Consider the following 15,111-nt stretch of genomic DNA (forward strand, 5'->3'; position numbering starts at 1 on the left):
CATATATTATCTTTCCATTTTTAAGCTTAATTTTACTAATTTCAAAAAAATTTAGCAAAATATTATAGAATTGTAAGAAAAAGGAATTGTAAATAACTCATTATCGATTCTTGTTAAAGAAAAAACGATAGCAATTTTTTTAATGCACGAAATAGACAAATAAATATGGAAAAAAACGAATTAATTTCAGATTACTTTGATATTGTTGCTGAAATTTCTTCGATATTAAAAGAAGAGAGAAGAAAATATGAACGTGATCCGGAATCATCTTTTTTTGATCCTTTTTCCATTGCAATTCATCACTTTTTAGGACAAATTCTCGCTTTCATGATTATTTATTTTTCATATTTTCCAAAAGGGGAAAAAAATAATGAAATTTTGAAATTAGAAGTTTTTAACCACCTTTTTCTAAAAAATGTCAGTTCGGATTCATATAATTTTAATCTTGAAGCCATGCACGCAATACTTACAAACGAAGTTGGGATAAAACCAACAGATTTACCGAAAATATTTCATGAAAAACAATATTTAATTCCAATCTATCGAATGCAGATATCTTCGAACTTAAAAGATTTAATTTTTAAGAAGATATGGGTAAAAACACAGATTTTTCCTAATGAATCATTTTGTAAAAACCAGCAAGCAAGCTATGAAAAATATCTAACACCAGCATTTTTAGGGGAAATATTTGAGTTACAACAACATAATTTGCAAAGAAAAACGATACAACAAGGAGTATTTTACAGTCCTATTTCAGAAATCCAATTCACGATCCTAAATCTCATTTATAAACATGTATCTCTAAATATCAGCAAGCCTCCAAAATATAATTCGCATGAGATTTCAAGTTGTCTTATAGCCATATTCACAGGGAAATTTGAAAAATCATCTGAAAATGAAGACCTCGTTGAAACATTATTTCAAAACTTCCAGAATATAAAGGTTTTAGATCCTGCATGTGGCTCAGGTTCCTTTTTGGTTCATTTTCAAGATTTTTGGCTTAAAATGTGGCAAGCAAGAAATAAAACAACCTCAAAGAGTATTTTACCCCCAAATTTTGTTGGATTTGATGTAAATCCATTAACCATTCTAATCGCAGACTTTCGGTTATGGATACGGTATTATTCCAATTTTCCCAAATATCTCCAAATTTGTTATCAGAGTATTAATTTTATGTGTGTTGATTTCCTAGTTAATGACTCAAAAACTCTTTTTTTAAATCAAAAATACGATTTCATCTTAGGAAATCCCCCATATATCCGCAATCGCGATATTAAGAATCCAAATTTATCTAAACCCATGAAAAATGAAGAATACCGCAATAAAATTCGTAAATCATTTCTCAATCTTGAATTATCGCACCCAATGGAAATCAATAGGTTTGATTATTACATCTATTTTTATTTACATTCCTTTGAAAAATTGGCCAAAAATGGCATTATTGGATTTATAGTATCAAATTCGTGGATGAGTGTCAAGTTTGGATATACTTTTCAGTCCTTTCTTTGTAAATATATGAAGATTCTAACCATTTCTGAAAATCTCTTTCGTTCTTTTTCTTCAGCCGAAATCAACACTGTTATTACGATTTTGCAGAAAAAACCTAAAGATTATCCTGCGGAATTATTAGAACGAAACCTTGCAGAATTTATTCAATGGAAACAACCTTATCAAACCTTGATTGTTAGTGAAAATATAAAAAAAATGTTTGACATACTTAACCAATCTGAGAAATTCGATCAGGATTATTCAATAGTTGATTCGACCAATTTCTATAAAATCAAAGAAAATTCAATCGGAAAATCATTTATTACCTCCCAAAAGACCCTATTTATAGGACCGGAACGAATTAATCAAAAAAGAATACAAAAGACCTATTTGGGCTACAATTGGACAAATTATTTCTTTAAAGCACCTCCAATTTATTATGAACTACTTTTAGCCTTAGGGAAAAAGACAATTTTTCTACAAGATTTAGTAAAAATTCGACGGGGTATTACCACCAATTGCAATGAGTATTTTATACTAACACATCTTCATGATCACCAGTATATCAATGGTTATGGGGATATTTTTGAATTACCCGATGATGTTATGGACCCCTTCTTAAATTCTCCCAAAGATTTGGTTCTTCCAGAAATTCACCTTCCAGAAATTAAGACATTTTTATTCAACACTCCATTTACAAAAACCCAGTTGAAAGCGAAAAAAATGACACAAGTTTTGAAGTATATCGAGTATGGTGAAACTAAGAAGATAAAAGTCAAACGGGGAGCAAAACGTGGTGAAAAACTTCAAGGAATTCACAATTTAGCATCATTTAAAAGCAAATATGATAAAAATCCGGACTCTTGGTACTCTTTCAAGGCATTTTCTCACAATGAATCTGTCAAATCTGAATTTTCAAAAGAAAAAAGAATAATTATACAAAAAATCTTTAATACCAGCTATAAAATAGCCTTAATAGATTCTGAAATCATTCCAAATAATACATTTTATGAACTTTCAGTCAAAAGGCCTCAAGAAAATAGCATAGATCTCATATTTTCAATTCTATTAAGTTCCTTGACATTTCTATCCATTGAATTACAAGGAAGAACTAATTTTGGAGGAGGTGCATTGGATACAGCAACATTTGACATTGGAAAAATCATAATTATTCATCCAAACCAATATTCAGAATCTGAACAAAGAAGTATCTTGAATGCTGCAAATTTAATTGCTAAAACAAAAATCCAAAATTCCAATATAGAATTCCAAAAACAAGTCCGGAGAAATTTGGATGAGATCATTTTAACCCCATTTAAAAATGAAACCACGATCCCCCAGTTATATGAATTAATTCTTGAGATACAGAATCAAAGAACCCAACGTTCTAAAACATTTAAGTAGGAATCCACCTTTACTCGAAATATAATAAAGAATTATTTTTAACTCAAACAACAAATAGCTATAACATAGTATGTTTTTCATAGATTTGCATTGAAATCTATTAAATAAAGTATTTTCAAAACTTCAAAATTAGTATGAATGGTGACAATATTGAACAAAAATCTTAAATTTCTAATGAAGCACCTGATTAAATACAATTTGTTTGATTATTATTATGTTTATTCGCAGAAATTCATAAAATTTTTCCATATCAAAGAAACAATGGATAGATGCACATATTGGATGGGCTGGAGAATATATCGCTTAATTGTCAAAAAATTATGGAAATGGGAATATCATGGATCAGCTAATTTTCCAAGCACTGGAGCATGCATTCTTATTGCAAATCATCATCATGCAATCGATCCTTACTTTGCGGGGTTGGGAATTTACCGCGAGGTTAATTTTTTAGCAAAAATATCACTTTTTAAAATACCCATAGTTCGTTCCTTAATAACAGCATTTAAAGCGATTCCATTAAGAAGAGGTGTTTCGGATCAAATTGCGATTCGAGTTTTAAAAGAGAAACTTGCTAATGGAGAAGTAATTGGAATGTTTCCTGAAGGATCTAGGACGAAGGATGGAACTTTGCAAAAATTTCACACAGGTACAGCAAGATTATGCTTAGAAATGAATGTTCCTTATTGCCCAGTAGTTATTTTTGGCAGTCAAGATTTGCATATTGGCAAAAAAGTTACAGCATTTGCAGGAAAACCGCGTTATCCCCCAGCAGGAATGTCATGTACGAAAGAAAATTGCAAGGTATTTACAGAAATCATGTATAACGACATGAAAAAACTTTTAGATGAAAAACAACTCATCATCGAAAAACAAAATCGGAATAATAGTCACCGTAAAAATAGAGATATTTTTCAACGAAATCTCTAAAAAATATTTTTATCTTCCCTTTTTGTCCATCACTCTCATCTTCCATGAATTTATATCTAACAGAATTATATCTAAGAGAATTTATTTCTTTTAAAAATCAGCAATTTTTGATTTCTATTAACATTCGTGGATACATTGAAACTTAGAGTGCACTACGAAGAATATCGGATAACCAATTCTAAAAAAAATTTATGGAAAAAAATTAAGATCCTCGCATGATCTTTTTAAGACGTTCGAGTTCTTTCAACATCTCTTCACGTAACCCTCCGAGACCTGCATTTCCTGTTGCTGCCGGAGGTCCACCTGCTGATGGAGCAGGGGGGGTTGCAGGACGGGTCGCAAATGAGGGTGCTTTTACAGCTCCAGGTGGCCCCGCAGGAGGTGCTCCAGGCATTGGAGGCATCTTTGGTGGAGGTGGAAGTGCCATTCCACCCGCAGGAGGAGTAGAAGGAGGTCCCGCTTTTGGTGGTCCCGAAGGTGGTCCTGATGGAGGTCCCGCTTTTGGAGGTCCCGAAGGTGGTCCTGATGGAGGTCCCGCTTTTGGAGGTCCCGAAGGTGGTCCTGCTTTTGGAGGTCCCGAAGGTGGTCCAGCTTTTGGAGGTCCTGATGGTGGCCCCGCTTTTGGAGGTCCTGAAGGTGGAGCTGGTTTTGCTGGAGTCGAAGAAGGTTTCACTTCTATTCCTGAAGCAGCAAAACTAGGCACGGATTCACCATTATCAGCCGTTTCAGTTGGTTTGCTTGTAGAAAGCATATTGAAAAGTAAAGAGGCAGCTTTTTCTCTAGCAGCACCCTTATTTGCAGAAACTGCTACAGGTGCAGCTTCAACAGAAACCGATGAAGTCCCAGTAGCTTCTTTGACTTCCCTCACACGTTTTAAATCTTTCTTAGCCTTGAATATAGATTTTTGAAATGATGTTAATGCTTTATTCGTACTTTCCAAAGTGTCTGAGAGCTCTTCAATTCCTTCTGTGAGAAACGCAATAATCTGAGTCAGTTTATCTTTAACCACATATAACATCTCGCTATTTTTGAAGTATTTTCTTGTAATTAAACGACTTGTTGGGATTCTTCCCAATAAATTCTATTCAAATATCAAAGAAATATTATAATTATGATTTGATTGTTTAAATTTATAAAATTTAGCCTTAGTTATCAATTTGAATTTAAATTTATAAAAATTAGCCTTAGTTATCAATTTATTAACAAATCTTAAATGAGATTTTCATTTTTATTGCTAGGGAAAAACTCATGTCAAACAAAAAAAATCAAGTAATAGTTGTTTCGGGCGCATCATGGGGTGATGAAGGAAAAGGAAAAGCAGTAGATTTCCTCTCATCCAAAGCAGATATTGTTGTTAGATTTCAAGGAGGAAATAATGCCGGACACACGGTGATAGTTGAAGGCAAAAAATATAAATTTCATCTTATCCCAAGTGGAGTTATCCAGAATAAAACAATCGTTATTGGAAACGGTGTAGTAATAGATCCAGAAGTGTTGTTTAAAGAAATTGAGATGTTGGAATCAGAAGGTTTCCATCCAGATTTGAAAGTAGCAGATACAGCACATGTAATATTCCCATTCCATAAGTTATTAGATGGATTAGAGGAAGATTCAAAAGGAAAATACGCCGCAGGAACCACTAAACGGGGAATCGGCCCAACCTATAGTGATAAAGCTTCTCGCTATGGAATTCGTGTCTTTGACATTCTAAATGAAAAAATCTTCCGACCGAAATTTGAAAGATTATATGAATTGAAATTAAAAATGTATAAAGTCCTTTCAGACACACCTAAAGACTGGGAATTAAACAAAGAAGAAATATTTAATCAATATATTGAATTTGGAAAAAGATTAAAACCATATGTTATTCAAACCGCATACTATTTAAACAAAGCCATTGATGAAGAAAAATACGTGCTTTTTGAAGGAGCGCAAGGGGCACTATTAGGAATAGATCATGGAATGTACCCTTATGGGACATCTTCAATCACATGGGCAGGCGGAGTTCCTGGAGGTGCAGGTGTTGGACCAACTCGAATAGATTATATTCTTGGAGTGATTAAAGCATATACATCAAGAGTTGGAACGGGACCAGTGCCTACAGAATTAGACGGGGATCTTGCACACCAAATTCGTGAACAAGGTCATGAATATGGAACAACCACAGGTCGACCGCGTCGGGTAGGATGGATCGATTTATTTAATTTAAAATACACATGTATGTTAAATAATTACGATGGACTAACCCTAACTCTTTTGGATGCATTGGCAGGAGTTGAAACCTTAAAAATTTGTACGGGATATAGACTTAATGGAGAATTACTGGATTCTTGGCCAATTCATTCGGAATTAATTGAAGAATGTGTTCCAGAATATATTGATATGCCAGGATGGGCCCCAAAAAGTGCTGAAGAATGGACAAAGATTGCAGAACAAGGATATGACGCCCTTCCCACGGAAATAAAAAACTATATTCAAAAAATTGAAGACATTTTGGGCCGGAAAATTGTAATTGTTTCAATCGGACCAGATCGAAAGGATACCATAATTCGTGAAGAAATTTGGTAAATAATGCCTTTTCTTCCTTTTTTTCCAATATATATCCATTTTAAATTATCTACTTCCCTTTTATCCCCATTGATCCATTAACAGGATAAAATTCAAATTCACAATCTTATAAGCCCATGCAATATTAGCTTAGATCATGGACACCAAAGAATATCACTTAGAACCATTGCCTTCATTTCGTGGGAGAAAAGGGCCTTTACTAGTGATTATCATGGATGGCGTTGGAATTGGCAAAAAAGATGCAGGAGATGCATTTTATCAGGCCCATCCAACAAATTTAAATACTTGGATGAGTGAAACAAAAGAAAAGGGATTATATACCGAATTACGTGCCCATGGTATTGCAGTAGGGCTACCTACCGATGGAGATATGGGTAATTCCGAAGTGGGACATAATGCATTAGGTGCAGGTCAAGTTTTCAGCCAAGGAGCAAGACTAGTTAATGATTCGTTAGAAACGGGTGAATTTTTTGAAACCGAAAATTGGGATAAAATTGTAGGTGAAACTGCTCGTACAAATCAAACAATTCATCTAATTGGATTACTTTCAGATGGTAATGTACATTCTCATATCGAACAATTATTTAAAATTCTGGACGGAATAGTTAAAACTGGTGTGAAAAAGATCCGGATCCACCCGCTCTTAGACGGAAGGGATGTACCGCCAGATTCTGGTTTACTTTTTATCAATCAATTGGAAGAAAAATTAAAATCTTTAGAAACTGACGGTAAAATTGATGCAAAGATTGGTTCTGGAGGCGGTCGGATGTATGTAACCATGGATCGATATGAATCCAATTGGGATATAGTAAAAAGAGGGTGGAATGCTCATGTCCGAGGTTTTGTTGATTCAATAGATATAACAAAGGATTACCCCGGTTATTTCACTTCAGCAACCAAAGCCATTGAAACTGCTCGAAAGGTCTATCCTGAAAAACAAGATCAATATAATCCGCCTTTTGTGATCGTTAATGATGAAAATAATCCCATTGGAAAGATGAACAATGGCGACGCTGTTATTAACTTCAATTTCCGAGGTGATCGAGCTATTGAAATCTCAAAAGCATTTATTTTTGAAGATTTCGCTTATTTCGACCGAATTTATACTCCCGATGTAAAATATTCCGGATTATTGGAGTATGATGGCGATGCCCATATTCCAACAATTTTCTTGGTCCCTCCCCCCAAAATCACGAACATTTCAGCGAAGTATTTTACAGCGATGAAAATTCCTTCTTTCGCTATTGCTGAAACCCATAAATTTGGCCATGTCACTTATTTCTGGAATGGAAATAACACAGGTTACATTAATTCGGGGTATGAATTGTATGAAGAAATAAAATCCGAACCAAATGAAATGATTGAATCTCATCCAGAAATGCGTGCAGATGAAGTCACGGAACGCTTATTGCAAATAATTCAGTCAAAAAAATATAAGTATATACGCGTCAATTATGCAAACGGAGACATGGTAGGGCATACGGGCAATATCAAGTCATGTATCCGAGCGGTAAAAAAGTTGGATGAATGTTTAAAAAAGGTGGTAGATGCGACATTAAGTGCAGATGGAATAGTTGTTATTACCGCCGATCATGGAAATGTGGAAGAAAAATTGGACAAAAAAGGAAATGTGAAGACGTCCCATACTTTGAATCCAGTTCCATTCTTTATTCTTGATTCAAATTACAAAGGTGAATATCAAGTCGATACATCAAAAATTGAAGAACCAGGTATTTCCAATGTTATTGCGACTGTTATGAATTTAATGGGATATCAGGCCCCAGGGTTTTATGAAAAATCACTAATAAACTTCAATTAATCTTTTATCAATTTTTTGATGAATATTTTTTTAAAGAGGACGGGTCTCAAGAGAAGTGGGTCGTTTTGTCACCCAAAAAGTGACTTTTTTATTTCTTTTGGTCTTTCATTTTTAGTGTTTATAGCTGTATCTTTGATTAAAATAGATTTGTTGGATAATCTACTTCACTATAAAAAAGAGCGGAAAAAAAAATGAATATGAAATTCAAAAAATTTCAGTTCTCTATTCATTTTGATTGGAGTATTTCTAATGTCCTAGTGTCAATCCTTTTGTCATTATAATTCGCATTTTTTTGAAATCGAAGGCTATTATCTATTAATCCAAAATGTAAATTTTTATAATTCCAATACGTGAAATTGATGTCATATTTTTTGATAAGGGTCATGATATCCCCTAACCACCGTGAGCGCACCTCGGGTTTTGCATACCCTATACATCCGAATTCACCGAGTAATACAGGAACTTGATGTTTCCTTTGAAAATCCAATACAGGTTGCCACATTGCTTCTATTCTTTGCAAATCCCATTTTCCCATTTGATTTTTAAAAATGAAGAAATCATGCTCAGATTCCTGTTTTTTCATTTCCCTTAAAATTGGGTCAAGATTAGGGATTTCTCCCGGATATTCTACATAGCCAGGATAATATTCTTGAATTAACCGAAACCATTCTGCTTTTTGATGGGTGACTAAAATTGGTTGATAAAAATGAAAACTATAGATGATTTTATCATCTTTAAATTTCTTTAAATCGGAAAATGTATCTACCTGACCCCACATATTGGATTCAACCACAATATAGTTATTCCTTGCATTCTTACGAATAATTGGGATGGTCTTTTCGACCAATTCATTCCATTGCTCGGGAAAAGGCGCTGTGGGTTCATTCATAACCTCAAACAGAACATTGTCAAATTTTCCAAATCTCTCAGAAAGTTTCTTCCAAATTTCAAAAAATTTTTGCTGTGATTCAGTCTTTGGATCCCATAAATCATTAGCATCGGATTCATTGTGATCAAAGCTATGACCCGGGGCTTTATGCAGGTTAAGAATGAGTTTTAACCCATATTCTTGAGCCCAGATAACACACTTATCCACAATATGGGCTTTTTTTTCAATCATAATTTCGTTTTGGGTGAAATCAAACAATTCAAAATAATCAATAGGAAGCCGAATAGTATTAAACCCCCACCGTTGGACGCGTTTAAAATCTTGCTCCGTTAGAAATGAAGCATAGTGATCTTCGCTCTTTTCTTCGATTTGGGACAAAAATCCCCCAAAATTTACACCATAAAATTTCATCATCATTCATTTAAATAGTTTTTGTATGACATAATGGAGGGTTTAATTTAAAATAATGGAAATTTGTGCCCTTACGGCTATTCCTTCGTTTCCCGATTTTCTATAGATAGATCCAATTTTTGATTCTGATTCGGAAATCCATATCAATGAAATTAAACTTGAAGATATCTCTGATTTAACTAAAAAACACAAAATTCAATGTTCTTATCAAGATAGTTCTCAATATTTAGAAAAATAAGCATCTCTAAATTAAATTATTTTACGGAAAATCAAATTTAACAGGTAATTATTGGCAGAAGAAAAGGGGCAATAGGTAAAAAATCTAAAAATGCTTAATTATTTTTCTCATTTTCCTTTTGAAAATCTTCGATCGTTGAAATAACGATTCCAGAATACATCATCGAAGGCCCTCCACCCATTAAACCAGTCACCATGCAAGCTTCTAACAGTTCATCACGGGTCGCCCCATAATCAAGAGCTTTTCGCGTATGATAAACAATGCACCACTCACATTGTTGAGCAACACTCACTGAAACCATAATGATCTGTTTTATTTTTGCAGATAATGCCCCATCTTTTTCGGCACTATGAATATACTGGGTAAATCCCTTTATTGCTTTGGGATTGAATGCATTTAATTGATTAAAAGTTTGTTTCGCTTCATCGTATAGAATTTTAGTGGACCTCATGAGGAATAAAGGAAAACATAAAAAATAAAACATTAGAAACTTAAGGCATTCTTTTGGCTAATATTGGAAAATCGTGGATAATTGATCACACTCATTGAAAATTAATTGGCTGTAATGTTCAAATCCTTCCAAAAATTTACAATACTTGTTCAAGAAAGATTTTATACGAAGAATCGCCTCTTGATTTGTGGTATCCATAGTCATAGATTCCACTTCTTCTAAAAGAGCGCGAATTTTTGGAAATTGGTTGATTTGAGATTTCATAAAAAATCTAAAATAGCGATGGAAGGAATATAAAATAGACTGCATGATGTATATGTTCTGGCGAGTGGATTTCTGCGCTTTAGGTAATTTGGTTATAAATCCTCTATCAATTAATATTTTCAAGTTTTGGGAAATAATTCCAGAAGAGAATTGAGTCAATTCTTGAAGATTGGCTTGAGTCAAAGATCTTCGAGTGATGAAATAGGCTAAAATTGTAGAATATATAGGCTTATCTTCATCAAGCAAGGTGGAATTTAATTGCATATTAATTATTTCTTGTTCAAGTTCAAGTATTTTAGGTGATAGGTTTTTTTGATGACCATCAAAAACAGGAAGATCTTTAACGGGAATTGTGATATTCTGAATATATTCTTTCCGATCTTTCCTTTTCATGATTTGATATCCAATATAATCATTGAATTCATTTATTCGTGTCAGAAAAACACCTTCATCTTCAGTTTTTTGATTGACTATTTCATTTAAATGTTGGACTAGAGAATCCATTTTTTTTTTAAATGTACTATATTCAGCAAAATAATCTGGAGCTATGTTATAACTTAATCGAAAATTGGGATCTTTTAGAAAATATTCATACGCATGAGTTTTTGGTTTTAATTTTTTTTGAGTGATTCCAATTTCACACAAAAAAGGAAGTAACATAGAAACGGTTCCTTTTGAAAAACCGGTTAACTTTTGGAATTCTAGTTGGGTTAATTTTCCATAAAGAAGAAGATATGTGAAGATTTCGTTAAATTTGACATTTTTCCCTCCAAACTTGGCATTTTTAACCATAATAGAAACTATTTCTTTTTCTATGGTATTCAGCCGTCTTTGTTTGGAGGATGAAGATTTTGACATAAAACTCAATAGTAATAAAAGTAATTCATCCTTAAATATTTTTCAAAACCCAAACTTAATGAAATTTTTTTTGTAAGAATTCAAGAAATGGGGAAAACTATCTCTTATGCTTTAAATATAGCAGTACCTAATAAATACTTAACTAATAAAAAGTGAAAAGTGTTTGCAAACTCATAAAAATCTTGTAATATTTGGAATACTTGGAATAATTGCACTAGGCATAAGTGGACTACTAAATCAGAATTATTTTACAAATTCCGCCTCAATCTTTGAGAAAACTCAATATAATGAAGAAGTAGATTCAGGAGATTTTTTCTATAAAGATGTTGAAGAACCAACATCCATCTTTTCGCAAGAAAATACACCAAATAATACAGGAACGCAAGGAAATGGCAATCCAACAAATTTTACACATGGAAATATGGGGAATCAAATCAATAATACATCAAATTTCCAATTTAAATTTGCAAACAATTTTGCTATAAAGGGAACTGCGAATCAAAATATCAGTTTAACCACCCAATATGATTCAGAACTTTCAAACAGGTTCTTTGGATTCCACCTCAATAATGAAGAATATGTCGATATGTCATTGTATGCTCAATCAAGCTTTCTCTATAGTCAACAATCACAAATAGCTAAACCTTCTATACTCTTCAATTTAGAAATACCTCAAATACCTATGAAAATGGCCCCAGTTCTTTCAGTCTCAGAAGATGAGGCAAAGGAATATAATGTAGATTATTCCTATTCTGCATTTTATTCTCTGGATTTTGATGGGTCATATGAATCAATCCAAATTTATTCTATACTCGATCCAAATCTCGGGATACAACCTGCAGAAAATCAAGATATTTCGTGGGCAATCTTTGATAATTCTACGAATCAATGGAACCTTATCGACACTTCCATATCAGATGGTAATATTTCAGCATTAATTTATGGAAATTCTGTTGAATCAAGCCAATTAATTCTAACATTAGTATATATATCACCAGTATCTATCGCTGAAAATTTCTGGACATCAACTCTGGGATTGATAATTATTGGTTTAGCCATTTTAACAATTGTATTTGGATCCTTAATGTCTCAGCAAGAATATCGAGATTATTTACTGAATAGGTTTCTTCCAATAAACAAGGGGCCACACCGATTGACCATGGAAGAAGTGTTGGAAAATGAAAATCGGAATAATATAATATCTGCAATTTTGGATAAACCGGGAATTCATTTTAACGAGCTTTTAAGAGAAATTAATATATCAGCAGGGACCTTAGCCTGGCATTTGGATATATTAGACACATTCAAAGTTATACGCAAGGAACGTGTGGGGCAATATCTTCTCTATTTTTCATTTCTTGATACAAATCCAATATCCAAATTAGATTCTAAACTCCAAAAAAGCCGAACGACTTTAGAAATTATGCAGATCGTTAAAGACAACCCTGGAATATATCAAAATAAGATTGCTAAAAGGTTGGATTTAGATCATAAAACGGTTAAATATCATCTTGATAAACTTAAAGAAGCAGATATCGTCATCTCTAAAAAATCAGGTCGTAGGAATTTATTTTATCCAACAGATTTTGAAAGTATAATTTCGGAATAAATTCAGAGAAAAAATAAAAAAAAAGGAATTATTCTTCATCCATTAAAGATAGAGCATCATTAACCAAATTTTGATATGTTTTATCCGATAACATCTCAAAATACGCTTGACGGATGTTTCTCGAGATTGTTCGTTTCGTCTTGTTAAAAATAAATTTAATCAACGATAAGCGACTCATGAACAATATTTCCGTCCTTGATATTTGCTTGGGATGTGTCGAATCGAGATAGATTTGATTTCGACGTTTTTTCTTGTCAAATTGCTTGAAATTCGCGATGAATCTCCCCAGATCTTGTTCTTGGATTTCATCTTCCCTACTTTTTTGATAGATTTCCATTTAATCACCACGCGTTAATTTTTTTTTTTTCCCTATCTTTAATAATTCCGTTTTTTTAATCGATAACAAGTGAGAGATTATACTAACAAAAATTTTTAATTTGGTTAAACAAAGAAAGATTAACATTTTTACTATGGAAGCGAAAAAAATAACATCGGGAACTTACATATTATGGATAGATTTGGCTCAATTGAGTCACATAAAAATTGGAAAACTCGGAAATATTAAATTTCAACAAGGAAATTACGTATATATAGGGTCAGCGATGAATTCACAATTAAAAAATCGAGTGCTCCGTCATTTAAAACCCTCCACGATGAAAAAAAACCATTGGCACATTGATTTCTTTTTAGCTTCCAATTTTACCCAAATCAAAAAAATCACGCTGATTCCATCACATCAAAAAGAAGAGTGTAGTGTTTCTCAGCAAATGAGGCAAAAAATGGATTATGAGGTTACTAACTTTGGATCATCGGATTGTAAATGCTCCAGCCATCTATATTTTATGGGAGATCATCTCGAATTCTAACCGTCTGGATGAAAAAGAAAATTCCTATCCTAATAAATGAATCTCGAGGATATTTTGGAGTCAATACACAAAAAAGGACTTTTCGCTAAATGAAAAATTTTTGTTTTACAAACGAAAAATATATTTGAGCTTCCCGCACTAAGTTTAAACGAATTTAATTTTAAAAAGTTGAATGCAAATGGTAAGTTATAAAGAATTAGGCTTAGTGAACACAAAAGATATGTTTGCTAAAGCCATTGCGGGAAAATATGCTATTCCAGGCTATAATTTTAATAATATGGAACAGTTACAAGCCATAATCCGTGCTTGTGTTGAATCGGAATCACCAGTAATCCTTCAAGTTTCAAAAGGAGCGCGCAATTATGCCAACCAAACACTCTTACGCTATATGGCACAAGGTGCCGTTGAATATGCCAAGGAATTAAATAAAGATGGAAAAGCCATCCCTATTGCACTTCACTTGGACCATGGAGCAGATTTTGAAATTTGCAAATCTTGTATTGATATGGGATTCAGTTCTGTCATGTATGATGGCAGCCACCTCCCTTTTGAAGAAAATATTGCCATTTCTAAGAAAGTTGTGGAATATGCTCATTCTCGAGATGATTATATTACAGTAGAATGTGAATTAGGTGTATTAGCAGGAGTTGAAGATGATGTTTCTGCAGAAGTAAGCCATTATACCAAACCCGAAGAAGTAATCGAGTTCAAAGAAAAAACGGGATGTGACAGTTTGGCAATTTCCATCGGAACTTCCCACGGAGCCAATAAGTTCAAACCAGAACAATGCACTAGAAATGATGAGGGTATTTTGGTTCCACCACCCTTAGCTTTTGAAATACTTGAAGAAATCGAGAAGAAACTTCCGGGTTTTCCAATAGTGTTGCATGGTTCTTCTTCCGTCCCACAAGAATATGTTGCAACAATTAATGCCAACGGGGGGGGGTTGAAAGATGCAGTGGGAATTCCAGAAGCCCAATTACGGAAGGCGGCTCAGTATAATGTCTGCAAAATCAATATTGATTCTGATGGTAGACTAGCCATGACAGCAAAAATTAGAGAAGTATTAAAAAACAAACCAGCGGAATTTGATCCAAGAAAATATATTGGACCTGCTCGAGATGAACTCAGTAAAATGTATGCTCGAAAAAATCGAGAAGTCTTAGGATCCGCAAATCACGCTTTTGATTAAATTTTGAGTGTTCTAAATTTTTTTTTTATTTATAGCCAATTTTTAATTACATTATGTAAAATAAGCCCATTTTGGGGGGAAGAATGATGCGATCACTTTCGATCATTTGATTTAATTTTTCAAATAT

The 15,111-nt window shown here is 33.3% G+C and carries 12 protein-coding genes; 7 read left to right on the plus strand and 5 right to left on the minus strand.

All coding sequences use genetic code 11. The features are described from left to right. Positions 1–165: 165 nt before the first annotated feature. Positions 166–2,892 carry an Eco57I restriction-modification methylase domain-containing protein gene (locus NEF87_RS03050; protein ID WP_457918591.1) on the plus strand — a complete coding sequence of 909 codons (2,727 nt, stop codon included), beginning with the start codon at positions 166–168 and terminating at the stop codon, positions 2,890–2,892. A gap of 261 nt (positions 2,893–3,153) precedes the next feature. Further along, the gene (locus NEF87_RS03055; RefSeq protein ID WP_457918592.1) at positions 3,154–3,819 is read left to right on the plus strand and encodes a lysophospholipid acyltransferase family protein; all 666 of its coding nucleotides are present in this window, start codon (positions 3,154–3,156) and stop codon (positions 3,817–3,819) included. Between the two features lie 202 nt (positions 3,820–4,021). Here NEF87_RS03055 and NEF87_RS03060 read toward each other — a convergent pair whose 3' ends face one another. After that, the gene (locus tag NEF87_RS03060; RefSeq protein WP_457918593.1) at positions 4,022–4,828 is read right to left on the minus strand and encodes a hypothetical protein; all 807 of its coding nucleotides are present in this window, start codon (positions 4,826–4,828) and stop codon (positions 4,022–4,024) included. Between the two features lie 239 nt (positions 4,829–5,067). Between NEF87_RS03060 and NEF87_RS03065 the strand changes: the two genes are divergently transcribed. Together NEF87_RS03065 and gpmI are read left to right on the plus strand one after the other, a co-directional pair. Further along, a complete protein-coding gene (locus NEF87_RS03065) occupies positions 5,068–6,387 on the plus strand; it encodes an adenylosuccinate synthase (RefSeq protein ID WP_457918594.1) in 1,320 nt (439 codons plus the stop codon). A gap of 136 nt (positions 6,388–6,523) precedes the next feature. Beyond that, entirely contained in the window at positions 6,524–8,206 is a 1,683-nt protein-coding gene (gpmI, locus tag NEF87_RS03070) for a 2,3-bisphosphoglycerate-independent phosphoglycerate mutase (protein ID WP_457918595.1), read from the plus strand. 226 nt (positions 8,207–8,432) lie between these two features. On the opposite strand, the gene NEF87_RS03075 is transcribed toward gpmI, so the two are convergent. From NEF87_RS03075 to NEF87_RS03085, 3 genes are all read right to left on the minus strand, one after another. Next, on the minus strand, positions 8,433–9,473 hold the full coding sequence (locus NEF87_RS03075) for a glycoside hydrolase family 5 protein (protein ID WP_457918596.1): 1,041 nt from the start codon (positions 9,471–9,473) through the stop codon (positions 8,433–8,435). Positions 9,474–9,838: 365 nt separating this feature from the next. Beyond that, positions 9,839–10,195, minus strand: a complete 357-nt coding sequence (locus NEF87_RS03080; protein WP_457918597.1) for a carboxymuconolactone decarboxylase family protein — start codon at positions 10,193–10,195, stop codon at positions 9,839–9,841. A 57-nt stretch (positions 10,196–10,252) separates the two neighbouring features. Beyond that, positions 10,253–11,317 (minus strand): hypothetical protein, encoded by a 1,065-nt coding sequence (locus tag NEF87_RS03085; protein WP_457918598.1) that lies wholly within the window; start codon positions 11,315–11,317, stop codon positions 10,253–10,255. Positions 11,318–11,480: 163 nt separating this feature from the next. Between NEF87_RS03085 and NEF87_RS03090 the strand changes: the two genes are divergently transcribed. Continuing rightward, positions 11,481–12,926 carry a winged helix-turn-helix transcriptional regulator gene (locus NEF87_RS03090; RefSeq protein ID WP_457918599.1) on the plus strand — a complete coding sequence of 482 codons (1,446 nt, stop codon included), beginning with the start codon at positions 11,481–11,483 and terminating at the stop codon, positions 12,924–12,926. A gap of 28 nt (positions 12,927–12,954) precedes the next feature. On the opposite strand, the gene NEF87_RS03095 is transcribed toward NEF87_RS03090, so the two are convergent. Then, the gene (locus tag NEF87_RS03095) at positions 12,955–13,263 is read right to left on the minus strand and encodes a hypothetical protein (RefSeq protein WP_457918600.1); all 309 of its coding nucleotides are present in this window, start codon (positions 13,261–13,263) and stop codon (positions 12,955–12,957) included. A gap of 133 nt (positions 13,264–13,396) precedes the next feature. Here NEF87_RS03095 and NEF87_RS03100 point away from each other — a divergent pair, with 133 nt between their 5' ends. Next, positions 13,397–13,792: a GIY-YIG nuclease family protein gene (locus NEF87_RS03100; RefSeq protein WP_457918601.1), complete on the plus strand. Its 396-nt coding sequence runs from the start codon at positions 13,397–13,399 to the stop codon at positions 13,790–13,792. A gap of 178 nt (positions 13,793–13,970) precedes the next feature. Continuing rightward, positions 13,971–14,984 carry a class II fructose-bisphosphate aldolase gene (locus NEF87_RS03105; protein WP_371804933.1) on the plus strand — a complete coding sequence of 338 codons (1,014 nt, stop codon included), beginning with the start codon at positions 13,971–13,973 and terminating at the stop codon, positions 14,982–14,984. Positions 14,985–15,111 lie beyond the last annotated feature (127 nt).

The sequence above is a fragment of the Candidatus Lokiarchaeum ossiferum genome (assembly GCA_025839675.1).
Classification (GTDB): domain Archaea; phylum Asgardarchaeota; class Lokiarchaeia; order Sigyniarchaeales; family Promethearchaeaceae; genus Lokiarchaeum; species Lokiarchaeum ossiferum.

Coding starts and splice junctions, on each gene's coding strand:
- NEF87_RS03050 (WP_457918591.1), top strand. CDS start 166: ATGGAAAAAAACGAATTAATTTCAGATTACTTTGATATTGTTGCTGAA.
- NEF87_RS03055 (WP_457918592.1), top strand. CDS start 3,154: ATGGATAGATGCACATATTGGATGGGCTGGAGAATATATCGCTTAATT.
- NEF87_RS03065 (WP_457918594.1), top strand. CDS start 5,068: ATGTCAAACAAAAAAAATCAAGTAATAGTTGTTTCGGGCGCATCATGG.
- gpmI (WP_457918595.1), top strand. CDS start 6,524: ATGGACACCAAAGAATATCACTTAGAACCATTGCCTTCATTTCGTGGG.
- NEF87_RS03080 (WP_457918597.1), bottom strand. CDS start 10,195: ATGAGGTCCACTAAAATTCTATACGATGAAGCGAAACAAACTTTTAAT.
- NEF87_RS03085 (WP_457918598.1), bottom strand. CDS start 11,317: ATGTCAAAATCTTCATCCTCCAAACAAAGACGGCTGAATACCATAGAA.
- NEF87_RS03095 (WP_457918600.1), bottom strand. CDS start 13,263: ATGGAAATCTATCAAAAAAGTAGGGAAGATGAAATCCAAGAACAAGAT.
- NEF87_RS03100 (WP_457918601.1), top strand. CDS start 13,397: ATGGAAGCGAAAAAAATAACATCGGGAACTTACATATTATGGATAGAT.
- NEF87_RS03105 (WP_371804933.1), top strand. CDS start 13,971: ATGGTAAGTTATAAAGAATTAGGCTTAGTGAACACAAAAGATATGTTT.